The 13,306-nt window shown below is 75.4% G+C and carries 8 protein-coding genes and 3 pseudogenes; 3 read left to right on the forward strand and 8 right to left on the reverse strand.

The window, feature by feature from the left end:
* Positions 1-210 precede the first annotated feature (210 nt).
* Positions 211-1,164, reverse strand: a complete 954-nt coding sequence (locus GQS52_RS07440; protein WP_182312551.1) for a 2-hydroxyacid dehydrogenase — start codon at positions 1,162-1,164, stop codon at positions 211-213.
* Between the two features lie 87 nt (positions 1,165-1,251).
* Here GQS52_RS07440 and GQS52_RS07445 point away from each other — a divergent pair, with 87 nt between their 5' ends.
* Positions 1,252-2,247 carry an aldo/keto reductase gene (locus tag GQS52_RS07445; protein ID WP_182312553.1) on the forward strand — a complete coding sequence of 332 codons (996 nt, stop codon included), beginning with the start codon at positions 1,252-1,254 and terminating at the stop codon, positions 2,245-2,247.
* A gap of 153 nt (positions 2,248-2,400) precedes the next feature.
* Positions 2,401-3,557: pseudogene (locus GQS52_RS07450) on the forward strand (PQQ-dependent sugar dehydrogenase).
* A gap of 16 nt (positions 3,558-3,573) precedes the next feature.
* Here GQS52_RS07450 and GQS52_RS28210 read toward each other — a convergent pair.
* Positions 3,574-6,632 (reverse strand): annotated as a pseudogene (locus tag GQS52_RS28210) (AAA family ATPase).
* Positions 6,633-6,682: 50 nt separating this feature from the next.
* A complete protein-coding gene (locus GQS52_RS07465; RefSeq protein WP_182312557.1) occupies positions 6,683-6,865 on the reverse strand; it encodes a hypothetical protein in 183 nt (60 codons plus the stop codon).
* A 199-nt stretch (positions 6,866-7,064) separates the two neighbouring features.
* Between GQS52_RS07465 and GQS52_RS07470 the strand changes: the two genes are divergently transcribed.
* Positions 7,065-7,220, forward strand: coding sequence for a hypothetical protein (locus GQS52_RS07470; RefSeq protein ID WP_182312559.1), 156 nt, complete (start codon positions 7,065-7,067; stop codon positions 7,218-7,220).
* Positions 7,221-7,417: 197 nt separating this feature from the next.
* Here GQS52_RS07470 and gatB read toward each other — a convergent pair whose 3' ends face one another.
* The 5 genes and pseudogenes from gatB to GQS52_RS07495 form a co-directional block, all read right to left on the reverse strand.
* Positions 7,418-8,905, reverse strand: coding sequence for an Asp-tRNA(Asn)/Glu-tRNA(Gln) amidotransferase subunit GatB (gatB, locus tag GQS52_RS07475; protein WP_182316278.1), 1,488 nt, complete (start codon positions 8,903-8,905; stop codon positions 7,418-7,420).
* A 34-nt stretch (positions 8,906-8,939) separates the two neighbouring features.
* Positions 8,940-9,179, reverse strand: coding sequence for a hypothetical protein (locus GQS52_RS07480; protein ID WP_182312561.1), 240 nt, complete (start codon positions 9,177-9,179; stop codon positions 8,940-8,942).
* A pseudogene (gatA, locus tag GQS52_RS07485) lies at positions 9,176-10,676 on the reverse strand (Asp-tRNA(Asn)/Glu-tRNA(Gln) amidotransferase subunit GatA). The gene GQS52_RS07480 and the pseudogene gatA overlap by 4 nt, the downstream one beginning before the upstream one ends.
* A gap of 1 nt (position 10,677) precedes the next feature.
* On the reverse strand, positions 10,678-10,974 hold the full coding sequence (gene gatC, locus GQS52_RS07490) for an Asp-tRNA(Asn)/Glu-tRNA(Gln) amidotransferase subunit GatC (protein ID WP_182312563.1): 297 nt from the start codon (positions 10,972-10,974) through the stop codon (positions 10,678-10,680).
* Between the two features lie 108 nt (positions 10,975-11,082).
* A complete protein-coding gene (locus GQS52_RS07495; RefSeq protein WP_259370640.1) occupies positions 11,083-13,158 on the reverse strand; it encodes a bifunctional diguanylate cyclase/phosphodiesterase in 2,076 nt (691 codons plus the stop codon).
* Positions 13,159-13,306 lie beyond the last annotated feature (148 nt).

Genomic DNA, 13,306 nt, shown 5'->3' on the forward strand with positions numbered 1-13,306 from the left:
TGCGCGCCGCCGTGCGGCTCCGGCACCGGACGCCGCGGCAGGACGTGCAGTGCTTTCCCCTGTTCCCGGACGATACACCAGTCCGGTCACTCACGGACATACTTCCTCTACACAGCGTAACCGCAGCTCCGTCCGGAATACGCCTTTCCGTCACCCCGCGCCCGGCCCGTCCCCGCCCGCGGTGCTCCCGGCGGGGACGGGCCGTGCACCTCAGGTGACGGCCACGACGTTGCGCAGGTCCTCCCCGGCGACGAACCGGAACAGCTGGCTCCGCAGCAGGCGGTGGGCGCGCGGCCGGAACGCCGAGCTGGAGCCGCCCACGTGGGGGGTGATCAGGACGTTGGGCGCGTGCCACAGCGGGTGGCCGGGGGGCAGCGGCTCGGGGTCGGTGACGTCCAGCGCCGCGTGCAACCTGCCCGACTCCAGCTCCGCCAGGAGGGCCCCGGTGTCGACCACCCGGCCGCGGGCGACGTTGACCAGCAGCGCCCCGTCCTTCATGCGGGCGAGGAACCCCGCGTCGGCCAGCCCGGCGGTGGCCCCGGTCAGCGGCACGGACAGGATCACCACGTCGGCCCGGGGCAGCAGCCCGGGCAGGTCGGCGAGGGCGTGCACGGGGCCGCGCGGCGTGCTGCGGGCCGAGCGGGCCACCCGCAGGACGTCGCAGCCGAAGGGGGTGAGCCGGTCCTCGATCGCGCTGCCGATCGCGCCGTGGCCGACGACGAGCACCGTCCTGTCGGCCAGGGCCGGGTAGAAGCCGGCGTGCCACTGCTCGGCGTCCTGGCCCCGGACGAAGCGCGGGACGCCGCGCAGCGAGGCGAGGACGAGGGTGACGGCCAGTTCGGCGGTGGACGCCTCGTGCACCCCGCGGGCGTTGCACAGCACGACGCCGGGCGGCACGTGGGGCAGGACGTCCTCGACCCCGGCGGTCAGCGTCTGGAGCACCCGCAGCCCTCCCATCAGCGGCAGGGGGCGCAGGCCCGCGTCGCCCTTCATGTAGGGCGGGACGTAGAACCGGACCCGGCCCGGGTCGCCGGGGTACTCCTCGCCGCCGTCCCAGAACAGGTAGCGGGGACCGGCGGGCAGGTCCTCGATCTCCTCGGGGGGCAGGGAGAGCCAGACCTCGGCGGGCTCGTGCCCGGTGCCCGGCGCAGCGTTGTCAGCCATGCCAGGAGGCTAAGCGACAACCCCCCGGGGGCGGGCGTTACCTTGGTCTGCGCCCCCCGCGGGGCCACGGGAGGAGGGGGTCGGCAGGTGGAGCGCAGGACGATCGGTGCGACGGCCCTCGAAGTGGGCGCCGTGGGACTGGGGTGCATGCCGATGAACTGGGCCTACACGTCTTCCCGGCAGGACGGCGAGGAGTCGCTGCGGGCGGTGCACACCGCGCTGGACCTGGGTGCCTGCCTGCTGGACACGGCGGACATGTACGGCCCGTTCACCAACGAGCTGCTGCTGGGACGGGTGCTGCGGCAGCGGCGCGCCGACGCCTTCGTCTCCACCAAGTGCGGGCTGCTGGTGGGCGACCAGCACGTCGTGGCCGACGGCCGCCCCGAGTACGTCCGGCGGGCCTGCGACGCGTCGCTGCGCCGCCTGCAGACCGACGTCATCGACCTGTACCTGCTGCACCGGGTGGACCCCGAGGTCCCCGTGGAGGAGACCTGGGGCGCCATGGCGGAGCTGGTCGCGGCCGGGAAGGTCCGGGCGCTGGGGCTCAGCGCCGTGGGCGCCCGGGGCGGGCGCAGGTCGCGCGGGGACGGCCTGCACTCCGGCACCATCGCCCACCTGGCCCGCGTCCAGCAGGTGTTCCCGGTCTCCTGCGTGCAGGCGGAGTTGTCGGTGTGGTCGCCCGAGGCGCTGGACGCCCTGCTGCCGTGGTGCTCGGCCCGCGGGATCGGCTTCATGGCGGCGATGCCGCTGGGCAACGGGTTCCTCACCGGCACGCTCACCCCGGGACAGGGCTTCGAACCCGACGACCTGCGGGCCCGCCACCCCCGTTTCACGGCGGAGATGATGGCCGCGAACCAGCCGGTGGTGGCCGGGCTGCGACGGGTCGGCGAGCGGCACGGGGCGACCCCGGCCCAGGTGGCGCTGGCCTGGGTGCTGGCCCAGGGGCCGCACGTCGTCCCCGTGCCCGGGACCAAGAGGCGGCAGTGGGCCGCGGAGAACGCGGCGGCGGCCGACGTGCTGCTGACCGCCCGGGACCTGGCCGAGATAGCGGCGCTGCCGCCGGCCCGGGACTCGTGGGACTGATTCCCGGCGCGCGGCGCGGTCCGTTGGTGTACTGGACGGGAGCCGGCCGCGCACGCGGCCCCGGCCGCCGCACCGTGCCCGCCCCGCCCCGCAACGCACCGCCTTCCCTGCACCGCCCGCACCGCACCGCCCGCGACCGTCCGGAGGGACCCGATGAGACCCCGCCCCGCCACCGCGGCAGCGGCCGCAGCCGCAGCCGCAGCGCTCCTGATCGGCGGGTGCTCCGGCCCGGGCGGCGGCCCGGCGCCGTCGCCCTCCACCGCGTCCCCGTCCGCCCCGGCGTCCTCCTCCCCGGGCGGCACCCCTCCGCCCCGGCCCGCGGGACGGCAAAGGTGACCGGCACCGTCACCGAGGGGCTCGACTCGCCCTGGGGCGTGGCCCTGCTCCCGGGCGGGGACGCCCTGGTGGCCTCCCGGGACACCGGCACGGTCCACCGGGTGGACGCGGAGAGCGGGAGGAAGACCGAGGCGGGGCGGGTCCCCGGCGTCGCCGCCCGCGGCGAGGGCGGGCTGCTGGGGCTCGCCCTCTCCCCCGACTTCGGCTCCGACTCCTACGTCTACGCCTACGTCACCACCGGCTCGGACAACCGGATCGTGCGCATGGCCTACGACGACCGGCGGGACCCGGGCCAGCAGCTCGGCGCCCCGGACGTGGTGCTCAGGGGCATCCCGAAGGGGGAGATCCACAACGGCGGGCGGATCGCGTTCGGCCCGGACGGCATGCTCTACGCCGGCACCGGCGAGACCGGCCGGCCCGGCCTGGCCCAGGACGAGGACTCCCTGGGAGGGAAGATCCTGCGGATGACCCCGGAGGGCGAGCCGGCCGGGGGCAACCCGGACGCCGGCTCGGTGGTCTACAGCCTCGGCCACCGCAACGTCCAGGGCCTGGCCTGGGACGGCGAGGGCAGGCTGTGGGCCTCCGAGCTCGGCCAGAACACCTGGGACGAGCTCAACCTGGTCCGGGCCGGCGGCAACTACGGCTGGCCGGAGGTCGAGGGCGACGGCGACCGCGCGGGGTACGTGGACCCGGTGGTCGTCTGGCGCCCCGCGGACGCCTCCCCGAGCGGGATCGCGATCGCCCGGGGGTCGGTGTGGGTGGCCTCCCTGCGCGGCGAGAGGCTGTGGCGGGTCCCGCTGGACGGCACCCGGGCCGCGGCCGAGCCGCAGGCGTTCCTGACGGGCGAGTACGGCCGGCTGCGCACCGTCGTGGCCGCGCCGGACGGCTCGTTGTGGCTGACCACCAGCAACACCGACGGCCGCGGGGACGTCCGCGACGGCGACGACCGCCTCCTGCGGCTGACCGTGCGCTGACCGCGGGCCGGTACGGCTAGCCGGTCGGCGCGTGCTCCGCCGTGCCCGCGAACAGGCGCAGCCGGTGGGCCACCGCCGCGGCCTCGCCGCGGCTGGAGACCTCCAGCTTGGCGAGGATGTTGGAGACGTGGACGCTCGCGGTCTTCGGGGAGATGAACAGCGCCTCGGCGATGGCCCGGTTGCTGCGCCCGGCCGCCACCAGCCTCAGCACCTCCCGCTCGCGGCGGGTCAGCCCCAGTTCGAGGGCCGGGTCGCGCGGGGCGGGCGGAAGGTCCGCGGGCCCGCACCGGCCGGGGCGGTCCAGGGGGATCCCGGCCCGCCGGGCCAGCAGTTCGACCTCCTCCAGCAGGGGGCGGGCGCCGAGCCGGACGGCCGTGCCGTGCGCGGAGTCCAGCAGCCGCGCCGCCTCCTCCCGCCCGTCCCCTCCGCCCACCAGCAGCGTCTCGGCCCACCGGCACCGGGCCAGCGCGGCCGGGTAGGGGCGTTCGAGGGCGGTGAAGCCGGACGCCGCCTCCTCCCAGACGCCGGGGTCGTACCGGCCGCGGGCGCGGGCGAGTTCGCCGTCGACCGTGCGGGACCACAGGTGCCACACCGGGGCGGGCCGGGGGGTTTCCCGGGCTGTGGCGCGCAGCAGTTCCAGCGACTCCTCCCGCCCGGCGGCGGCCGCGGGCAGTCCGCGCAGGTCCGCCTCCGCGGCGGCCGCCCGGGCGAGCAGGGGCCACCAGTACTGCTCGAACCCGAGCGGGGGGCCGGACTCGCGCGCCCGCGCCACGGCGGCACGCGCACGGTCGAACCGCCCCCGAACGGCGGCGAGCCGCACCTCGATCTCGGCGAAGGGCACGGCGTGCTGGGGCTGGCGGGCGATCGGCCCCATCGCCGAGCGGGCCAGCTCGAGCAGGCGCCCGGCCTCCTCCCACTCGCCCCGTAAGGCGGCCAGTTGGGCGGCCCGCAGTTCGATCCACGCCTGGTGGCGGAAGAGCCGCCCGCCGTCGCGCGACTCCTCGACGATCGTGCGGGCCCGGTCCCACTCCCCCAGGGATATCAGCGACTCGGCCAGGTTGCCGAGGATGAAGCGGCCGTTGTCCGCGAGGCCCAGCGCGCGGGTCTCGGCGATCCCGGCCGGCGCGGCCTCCACGGCCTCCCGGGAGCGGCCGGCCGCCTCCAGGACGTGCAGCAGGTTCCCGTGGGCGCGGCTGGAGGCCAGGGGCGCGCCCATGCCGCGGACGCGCTCGCACAGCGCGTACAGCTCCGCCACGCCGCGGTCGGTCTGCCCGGCCTGCACCCGCAGGCAGGCAAGGGTGATCAGGGCGTTGACCTCGACGTCCTCCGCGCCCACCAGGCGGGCCAGTTCCACGGCGCGCTCGGCGGCGGAGACGGGGTCCGCCCCCGGTCCCTCGAGCATCTCCCACGCCGCGGTGGTCGCCAGGACGTCGGCGTGCACGGCGGACGGCGGCAGGCCCCGCACCAGTTCCCGCGCCCGCTCCAGCTCGGCCCGGCCGTCGCCGCGCCCGGTGTACTTGACCAGGCGCGACTGCTGGAGCCAGAACCAGGCGGCGCGGAGCGGGTCCGGGTTCTCCTCCAGGATCCTCAGGGCCCGGCGGACCAGCTTGGAGGCCAGCTCCCGGGCCTCGGCCAGGCGGGCGGCGACCGCCGCCCCGGCGAGCAGGTCGAGGTGGTGCAGGGGGCGCGCGTCACCGTCCCGGTGGCAGCTGCAGGGCGGGTACGACTCCACGCTCTCCGGGCCGGGCAGGTCCCGGCGGTCCTCCTCGGGGACCGCGTCCCACAGTTCCATGGCGCGCTGCAGCAGTTGGAGCTGCTCGGCGTAGGCGTGCCGGCGGCGGGCCTCGAAGGCCGCCCGCAGGATGGCCGGCAGGGCCTTGCGGGCGTCGTGGGCGTGGTACCAGTAGCCGGCCAGGCGGGGCGTGTGCTGTTCGGCGGGACCAGGGAGGGGTCGGCCTCCAGGGCCCGGGCGTAGGCCCGGTTGAGCAGGCTGCGCTCCCCGGGCAGCAGGTCGTCGCTGACGGCCTCGCGGACGAGGGCGTGCCGGAAGCGGTAGCCGTCCCCGTCGTCGGTGGGGCGCAGGATGTTGGCGCCGACGGCGGCCCGCAGCGCCTCGATCAGCTCCTCCTCCGGCACGTCCGCCACCGTCGACAGCAGGGCGTGCTCGACGGTGGAGCCGCCCTCGGCGGCGATCCGCAGCACCCGCTGGGTGGACTCGGGCAGCGCCTCGACCCGCACCAGCAGCACGTCGCGCAGGGACTCCGACAGGCCGCTCAGGCAGCCGTCGCCGATGCTGCAGGCCAGTTCCTCGACGAAGAAGGGGTTGCCCTCGGAGCGGCGGTAGATCTCCTCGACGAGCTCGGGGGCCTGCTCGCCCGCCATGATCCCGGCGAGCTGCCGGGCGACCTCGTCGCGGGTGAACCGGGGCACCTCGATGCGGCGCACGGTGCGCAGCCGGTCCAGTTCGGCGAGGAAGGGGCGCAGCGGGTGGCGCCGGTGGATGTCGTCGGCGCGGTAGGTGGCGACCAGGACCAGGCGGGCCCGGTGCAGGGAGCGGAAGAGGTAGGCGAGCAGTTCGCGGGTGGAGCGGTCGGCCCAGTGCAGGTCCTCGAAGACGACGACGAGGGTGCGCTCGGCCGACAGCCGCTCCAGCAGGCGGGCCGTCGACTCGAAGAGCCGGGCCCGGGCGTACTCGTCGTGGCTCTCCCGGCCGGCCTCGCCCAGGTCGGGCAGGAGGAGGGCGAGTTCGCCCTCGTGGCCCGCGGCCGCCTCGGCCAGTTCCGGGCCCAGGGCGCGGTGCAGCATGCGCAGGGCGGTGGCCACGGGGACGAACGGCAGCCCGTCGGCGCCGATCTCCAGGCATCCGCCGACGGCGGTGACGGCGCCCGCCTCCCTGGCCGAGGCCGTGAACTCGTCCAGCAGACGGGTCTTGCCCACGCCGGCCTCGCCGCCGACGAGCAGCGCCTGCGGCTCTCCGGCCTCCGCGCGGGCGAGCGCGGAGGCGAGGACGGTCAGCTCCTGGCCGCGGCCGATGAACACCGGGTTGATCGACTGAGGCTGCACGGTTCCGAGCATGACACAGGGGGCGGACGGCGGGGCACCGGTTTTCCGCGCCGCCGCGGTGCTCACCCCGCGGAGCCGCGACGGCGGGCCGTGCGCCCGCGCGCCCCGGCGGTGGTCCCGGAACCGGCCGCGGGGCGGCGGCGGTCCCGGCGGGCCTGCTGCGCCAGACGCCGTTCCGCGGCGCAGCGCTGCAGCTCCTCGGCCCTGATCCGGTGCATCTCGTAGTCGAACAAGGTCGTCTCCACTGGTCTCGGGGGTTCAAGGCGACGCCTCGAGACTCCTCGGCAAGGCAGGGCCGGCGCATCGGGAGACTTCCCGATTCCCGGGGCCCCAGGGCCTCAGACGGGCCCGGGGACGGGCCCGGCCTACGGGCGGCGACCGGGTGGGGAACCCGAGTACCCGTACCCATGTGCGATGTCAGTGGTTCCGGGCAGGCTGTGCTCCATGAACGAGACCTTGATCGAGCGCAGGGGCGGAAGCGTGCACGGCGGCGGCACGGAGCGTGCGATGGCGGTGGGCCTGGGCCTGGGGGGCGCCCTGGCCGTGGCGTGGGTGCTGGCCGTGGCGTGGACCATAGCGACGTGGACCGGGATCACCTGATCGCGGACCAGGACCGCCCGGCGGCCCGGCGACGGTCCGGCGGCGGCGGTCCGGACCCGGGACACGGCCCGGCGACCCGCGACCCGGCGAAGGGCGGTGCGCGCCCCGCGGGAAACACGGCGGGGGCGCCGCGTCCGTGTCACCGGACGCGACGCCCCCGCCGGGGTGCGTCACCGTCTGCGCCTCGTTCCCGGGCGTCAGCCCTGCACGCCCAGCCTCTCCAGGATCAGCTCGCGCACGCGGGCGGCGTCGGCCTGGCCGCGGGTGGCCTTCATGACCGCGCCGACCAGCGCGCCGGCCGCGGCGACCTTGCCGCTGCGGACCTTCTCGGCGATGCCCGCGTTGGCGGCGATCGCCTCGTCGACGGCCGCGCCGAGGGCGCCCTCGTCGGAGACGACCTTCAGGCCCCGCTTGTCGACGACCTCGTCCGGCTCGCCCTCGCCGGCCAGCACGCCCTCGATGACCTGGCGGGCCAGCTTGTCGTTGAGGGAGCCGTCGGACACCAGCGCGGCCACCCGGGCGACCTGCGCCGGGGTGATCGGCAGCGCGGCGATGTCGGTGCCGTCCTCGTTGGCGCGGCGGGCCAGCTCGCCCATCCACCACTTGCGGGCCTGGTCGGCCGGGGCGCCGGCGTCGATGGTGGCCACGATCAGGTCGATGGCGCCGGCGTTGAGCACCGACTGCATCTCGTGGTCGGACAGGCCCCAGTCGGCCTGCAGGCGCATGCGGCGCACCCGCGGCAGCTCCGGCAGCCCGGCGCGCAGCTCCTCGACCCACTCGCGGGACGGGGCGACCGGCACCAGGTCGGGCTCGGGGAAGTACCGGTAGTCCTCGGCCTCCTCCTTGATCCGGCCGGAGGTGGTGGAGCCGTCGTCCTCGTGGAAGTGGCGGGTCTCCTGGACGACGGTGCCGCCGGAGGAGAGCACCGCGGCGTGCCGCTGGATCTCGAAGCGGGCGGCCCGCTCGACCGACCGCAGCGAGTTGACGTTCTTGGTCTCCGAGCGGGTGCCGAACTTCTCCTGCCCGTGCGGGCGCAGCGAGAGGTTGACGTCGCAGCGCATCTGGCCCATCTCCATGCGGGCCTCGGAGACGCCCAGGGCCTTGATGAGCTCGCGCAGCTCGGCGACGTAGGCCTTGGCGACCTGCGGCGCCCTCTCCCCCGCGCCGACGATCGGCTTGGTGACGATCTCGATGAGCGGGATGCCGGCCCGGTTGTAGTCGAGCAGCGAGTGCACGGCGCCGTGGATGCGGCCGGTGGCGCCGCCCACGTGGGTGGACTTGCCGGTGTCCTCCTCCATGTGGGCGCGCTCGATCTCGACGCGGAAGGTCTCCCCGTCGACCTCGACGTCGAGGTAGCCGTCGTAGGCGATCGGCTCGTCGTACTGCGAGGTCTGGAAGTTCTTCGGCATGTCCGGATAGAAGTAGTTCTTCCGGGCGAAGCGGCACCACTCGGCGATCTCGCAGTTGAGCGCCAGGCCGATCTTGATCGCGGACTCCACGGCGGTGGCGTTGACCACCGGCAGGGAGCCGGGCATGCCCAGGCAGGTGGGGCACACCTGGCTGTTGGGCTCGGCGCCCAGGGAGGTGGAGCAGCCGCAGAACATCTTGGTGGCGGTGCCGAGCTCGACGTGGACCTCGAGGCCCATCACCGGGTCGTAGGCCGTGAGGGCGTCCTCGTACGGCATCAGGTCAATGACAGTCACGGAAGAACTTTCCCTCTCAGCCCAGCAGGACGTCGTCGTCGCCCAGGCGGCGCACTTCGCGCACCAGGATGGCGACGCCGGTGGCGATCGCGGCCGCGGAGAAGACCGCGTCGGCCAGCTGAAGCGCGTCGTTCTCGGTGCGGGCGAGCCGGGCCTGCTTGACGACGCCGAACGCGCCGATCAGCGAGGTGCCGATGGACAGGTACAGTCCGGCCCTGCTCTTCTTGAACCCCTTGGCCTTCGCGAGCTTGCTCACAGTGTCGGTGCCTCCTCAAGCAGCGGGTGGCCCCAGCGTGCGGTGAACGCGGTCTCCACCGCGGCACCGACACGGTAGAGCCGGTCGTCGGCCATCGCCGGGGCGATGATCTGGAGACCGACCGGCAGACCGTCCTCGGGGGAGGCCGCACGGCAGGGACATGGCCGCGTTGCCCGCCAGGTTCGACGGGATGGTGCACAGGTCGGCGAGGTACATCGCCAGCGGGTCGTCCGCGCGCTCGCCGATGGGGAACGCCGTGGTGGGCGTGGTCGGCGACACCAGGACGTCGACGCGCCCGAAGGCGGCCTCGAAGTCCCGGGTGATCAGCGTGCGGACCTTCTGCGCCTGCCCGTAGTAGGCGTCGTAGTAACCGCTGCTGAGGGCGTAGGTGCCCAGCATGATGCGGCGCTTGACCTCGGCGCCGAAGCCGGCCTCGCGGGTGAGGGCGGTGACCTCCTCCGCCGAACGGGTGCCGTCGTCGCCGACCCGCAGGCCGTAGCGCATGGCGTCGAAGCGGGCGAGGTTGGAGGACGCCTCGCTGGGCGCGATGAGGTAGTAGGCCGGCATCGCGTAGGTGAACGACGGGCAGGACAGCTCGACGACCTCGGCGCCCAGCTCGCGCAGCAGCTCCACCGACTCGGTGAACCGCTGCATGACGCCTGCCTGGTAGCCCTCGCCGGAGAACTCCTTGACCACGCCGACCCGCACGCCCCGCAGGTCGCCGGTGGCACCGGCCCGGGCCGCCTCGACCACGGCCGGGACGGGCGCGTCGATCGAGGTGGAGTCCAGCGGGTCGTGCCCGGCGATCGCCTCGTGCAGCAGCGCCGCGTCCAGCACGGTGCGGGCGCACGGGCCGCCCTGGTCCAGGGACGAGGAGAAGGCGACGAGGCCGTAGCGGGAGACGGCGCCGTAGGTGGGCTTGACGCCGACGGTGCCGGTGACGGCGGCCGGCTGGCGGATGGAGCCGCCGGTGTCGGTGCCGATCGCCAGGGGCGCCTCGAAGGCGGCCAGCGCGGCGGAGGAGCCGCCGCCGGAGCCGCCGGGGATGCGGGTGAGGTCCCACGGGTTGCCGGTGGGCCCGTAGGCGCTGTTCTCGGTGGAGGACCCCATGGCGAACTCGTCCATGTTGGTCTTGCCGAGGACGACCACGCCCGCCTCCTTCAGGCGGCGGGTCAGGGTGGCGTCGTACGGGGGCTTCCAGCCCTCGAGGATCTTCGAGCCGCAGGTGGTGGGGACGCCCTCGGTGGTGAAGACGTCCTTCAGCGCGAGCGGGACGCCGGCCAGCGGGCCGAGCTCCCCGCCGGACGCGCGGCGCTCGTCGACGGCGCGGGCCGCGGCCAGGGCGCCCTCGGTGTCGACGTGCAGGAAGGCGTTGACCTTCTCGTCGACGGCGGCGATGCGGTCCAGGTGGGCCTGCGCGACGTCGACGGCGCTGGTCTCGCCGGAGGCGATCGCCGCGGCGGTCTCGGCGGCGGTGAGCCTGGTCAGGTCGGTCATGTCAGTCCTCCCCCAGGATCTGCGGCACCTTGAAACGCTGCTGCTCGGCGGCGGGGGCGCCGGACAGCGCCTGCTCCGGGGTGAGCGAGGGCCGCACCACGTCCGGCCGCATGACGTTGGTCAGCGGCAGGGGGTGCGAGGTCGGCGGAATGTCGTCGGCCGCGATCTCTCCGACGCGGGCGACCGCGCCGATGATCACGTCGAGCTGCTCGGCGAAGTGGTCCAGCTCTTCGTCCTGCAGCTCAAGACGCGACAGCCGGGCGAGGTGGGAGACCTCCTCGCGCGTGATGCCAGGCATGCAGCGATCCTCTGGGGGTGGGTGGGCGTGTCGGTTTCGCGGCCAATCCTATGGCTCCCGGCGGCCGGGCGGCGAAACGCCGCCCGCCGCCCCCGCCGCGCCGCCGGGTCAGGGCAGGAGGGGGCGGGTCGCGGAGGGCCGCGAGGGCGCCGGGGTGCCGCTCGCGGCTCCCCCCGCCGACCGGCCCACGACACCGCCGACACCGCCGATGCCGCCGGTGCGCGGGGTGCGGGGCGGCAGGGCGGCCGCGGCGAGCCCCTCGCGCGCCCCGCGCCCGCGCAGCCAGGCGGTCGCCTCCTCGGGTGGCATGGCGGCCGAGACCAGCCAGCCCTGCACCGCGTCGCACCCCAGTGCCCGCAGGCGCTCCCAGGTCTCGTCGTCCTCCACGCCCTCGGCGACCACGACCAGGCCGAGGGAGTGGGCCAGGTCCAGGGTGCAGCGGACGATCTCGGCGTCCTCGGCGTCCACCGCGAGCCGCGCCACGAAGGAGCGGTCGATCTTCAGCTCGCTGACCGGCAGCCTGCGCAGGTGCACCAGCGAGGAGTAGCCGGTGCCGAAGTCGTCCAGCGACATCTTCACCCCGTGGCCGGTCAGCCCGGCCAGGGTGTCGGCCGCCCGCTGCGGGTCCTCCAGCAGGACGTGCTCGGTGATCTCCAGCTGCAACGATCCTGCAGGCACGTTGTGGCGGGCCAGACGGGCCGCCACGGAGCCGGCGAAGCCGGGCGTGTGGACGTCCCGGGGGGAGACGTTGACGGCGACGGGCACGTCGATGCCCATCGCCCTCCAGCGCGCGACCTGGGCGAGCGCGGTCTCCAGGACGTACTCGGTCAGCCGGGGCATCAGGCCGGAGGTCTCGGCGATGCCGATGAACTCGTCCGGGCTGACCCGGCCGCGTTCGGGGTGCACCCAGCGCACCAGGGCCTCCAGGCCCGCGACCCGCCCGTCGAAGGCGACCTTCGGCTGGTAGTGCAGCTTGACCTGGCCGGAGTCCAGCGCCCGGCGCAGGTCCCCGAGGAGGCCGAGGCGGTCGGGGGTGTTGCCGTCGCGGTGGGCCTCGTAGACCTCGACGCCGCTGCGGTCCCGCTTGGCCTGGTACATCGCCACGTCGGCCCGGCGCAGCAGCCCCTCGCCGTCCGTCGCGTGGTCGGGGAAGACGCTCACCCCGGCGGACGCCTCCAGGACCAGGGAGAGCCCGTCGAGGTCGAGCGGGGCGCTGAGCGAGGCGACCAGCAGGCGGGCCACCCGCTGGGCGCCGGTGGGCGAGTCCGCGAGGGGCAGCAGGACGGCGAACTCGTCCCCGCCGAGCCGGGCGACCTCGGCGCCGCGGGGCAGGGCCAGGCGCAGCCGGTCGGCGACCTGCAGGAGCAGGCGGTCGCCGGCGAGGTGGCCGAGGGTGTCGTTGACCGAGCGGAAGCGGTCGAGGTCGATCAGGACGAGGGCGGCGCGCTTGCCCACCCGTTCGGCCTCGTCCAGGGCGGCCCGGGTGCGCTCCAGCAGCCACTGGCGGTTGTTCAGGCCGGTCAGGGGGTCGCGCAGTTGCTCCTCGGCGCGGGCGCGGGCGATCCACAGGGTGGAGTCCAGGGCCATCAGGGGGATGGCGAACAGCGGGAGGAGGACGGGGCGCGGTCCGGCCGCGACCAGGACGATCAGCGGGGAGATGCCGAGCAGGGCGACGCCGACCAGCCCCTGGCGGACGAGCGTCATCCGGGCGACGCTGCGCAGGCCGCGGGTGTGCGGTCCCACGCACACCCACAGCAGGCCGCGGGTGGTCAGCAGGTAGGCCGCGGCGGCCGCGGTGATCTGGAAGACCGTGGCCAGGTCCCAGGCGGCGGGGAGCCAGGGGTGCTCGATGCCGGGCCGCACCCCGGAGGCGGCCAGGGACAGCGAGGCGGCGCCGATGCCGAGGATGTCCACGGCCCCGTGCACGGCCGCCCTGCGCCGGCGGTGGCGCCGGGCGGCGGCGACCAGAACCACCACGGCGAGGCTGACCAGGACCGCGGCGACCCAGCCGTACATGAGCAGGACGGCGAGAGTGAGGGCGGCACCCGAGCACGTGCCGCCCCACCACCGGTCCCTCCCGAGGGCCACCAGGTGACCCACGACCAGACCGGTGAGTAAGGCGAAGGCCCATCCGGCGGGACCGCCGGGGAAGAGCGCGCGCCCCTCGGCCAGGGCGCGGGCCACGCCGGCCGCCGCGGCGACCGCGGCGGCGGCGACGACCGCCGGGGCAGGACCGGCAGTGCGGCCAGCCGGCGCAGGGTGTGCACCGGCACGGCGCTGTCCGTCGGTTTCATGCCCGTCCCTCTCAGAACCAGGTGCCCGCCCCCGCCCC

This window comes from Streptomyces sp. SCUT-3, assembly GCF_014083985.1.
GTDB classification, from domain to species: domain Bacteria; phylum Actinomycetota; class Actinomycetes; order Streptomycetales; family Streptomycetaceae; genus Streptomyces_H; species Streptomyces_H thermolineatus.

Coding starts and splice junctions, on each gene's coding strand:
- GQS52_RS07440 (WP_182312551.1), bottom strand. CDS start 1,164: ATGGCTGACAACGCTGCGCCGGGCACCGGGCACGAGCCCGCCGAGGTC.
- GQS52_RS07470 (WP_182312559.1), top strand. CDS start 7,065: ATGAACGAGACCTTGATCGAGCGCAGGGGCGGAAGCGTGCACGGCGGC.
- gatB (WP_182316278.1), bottom strand. CDS start 8,905: ATGCCGTACGAGGACGCCCTCACGGCCTACGACCCGGTGATGGGCCTC.
- gatC (WP_182312563.1), bottom strand. CDS start 10,974: ATGCCTGGCATCACGCGCGAGGAGGTCTCCCACCTCGCCCGGCTGTCG.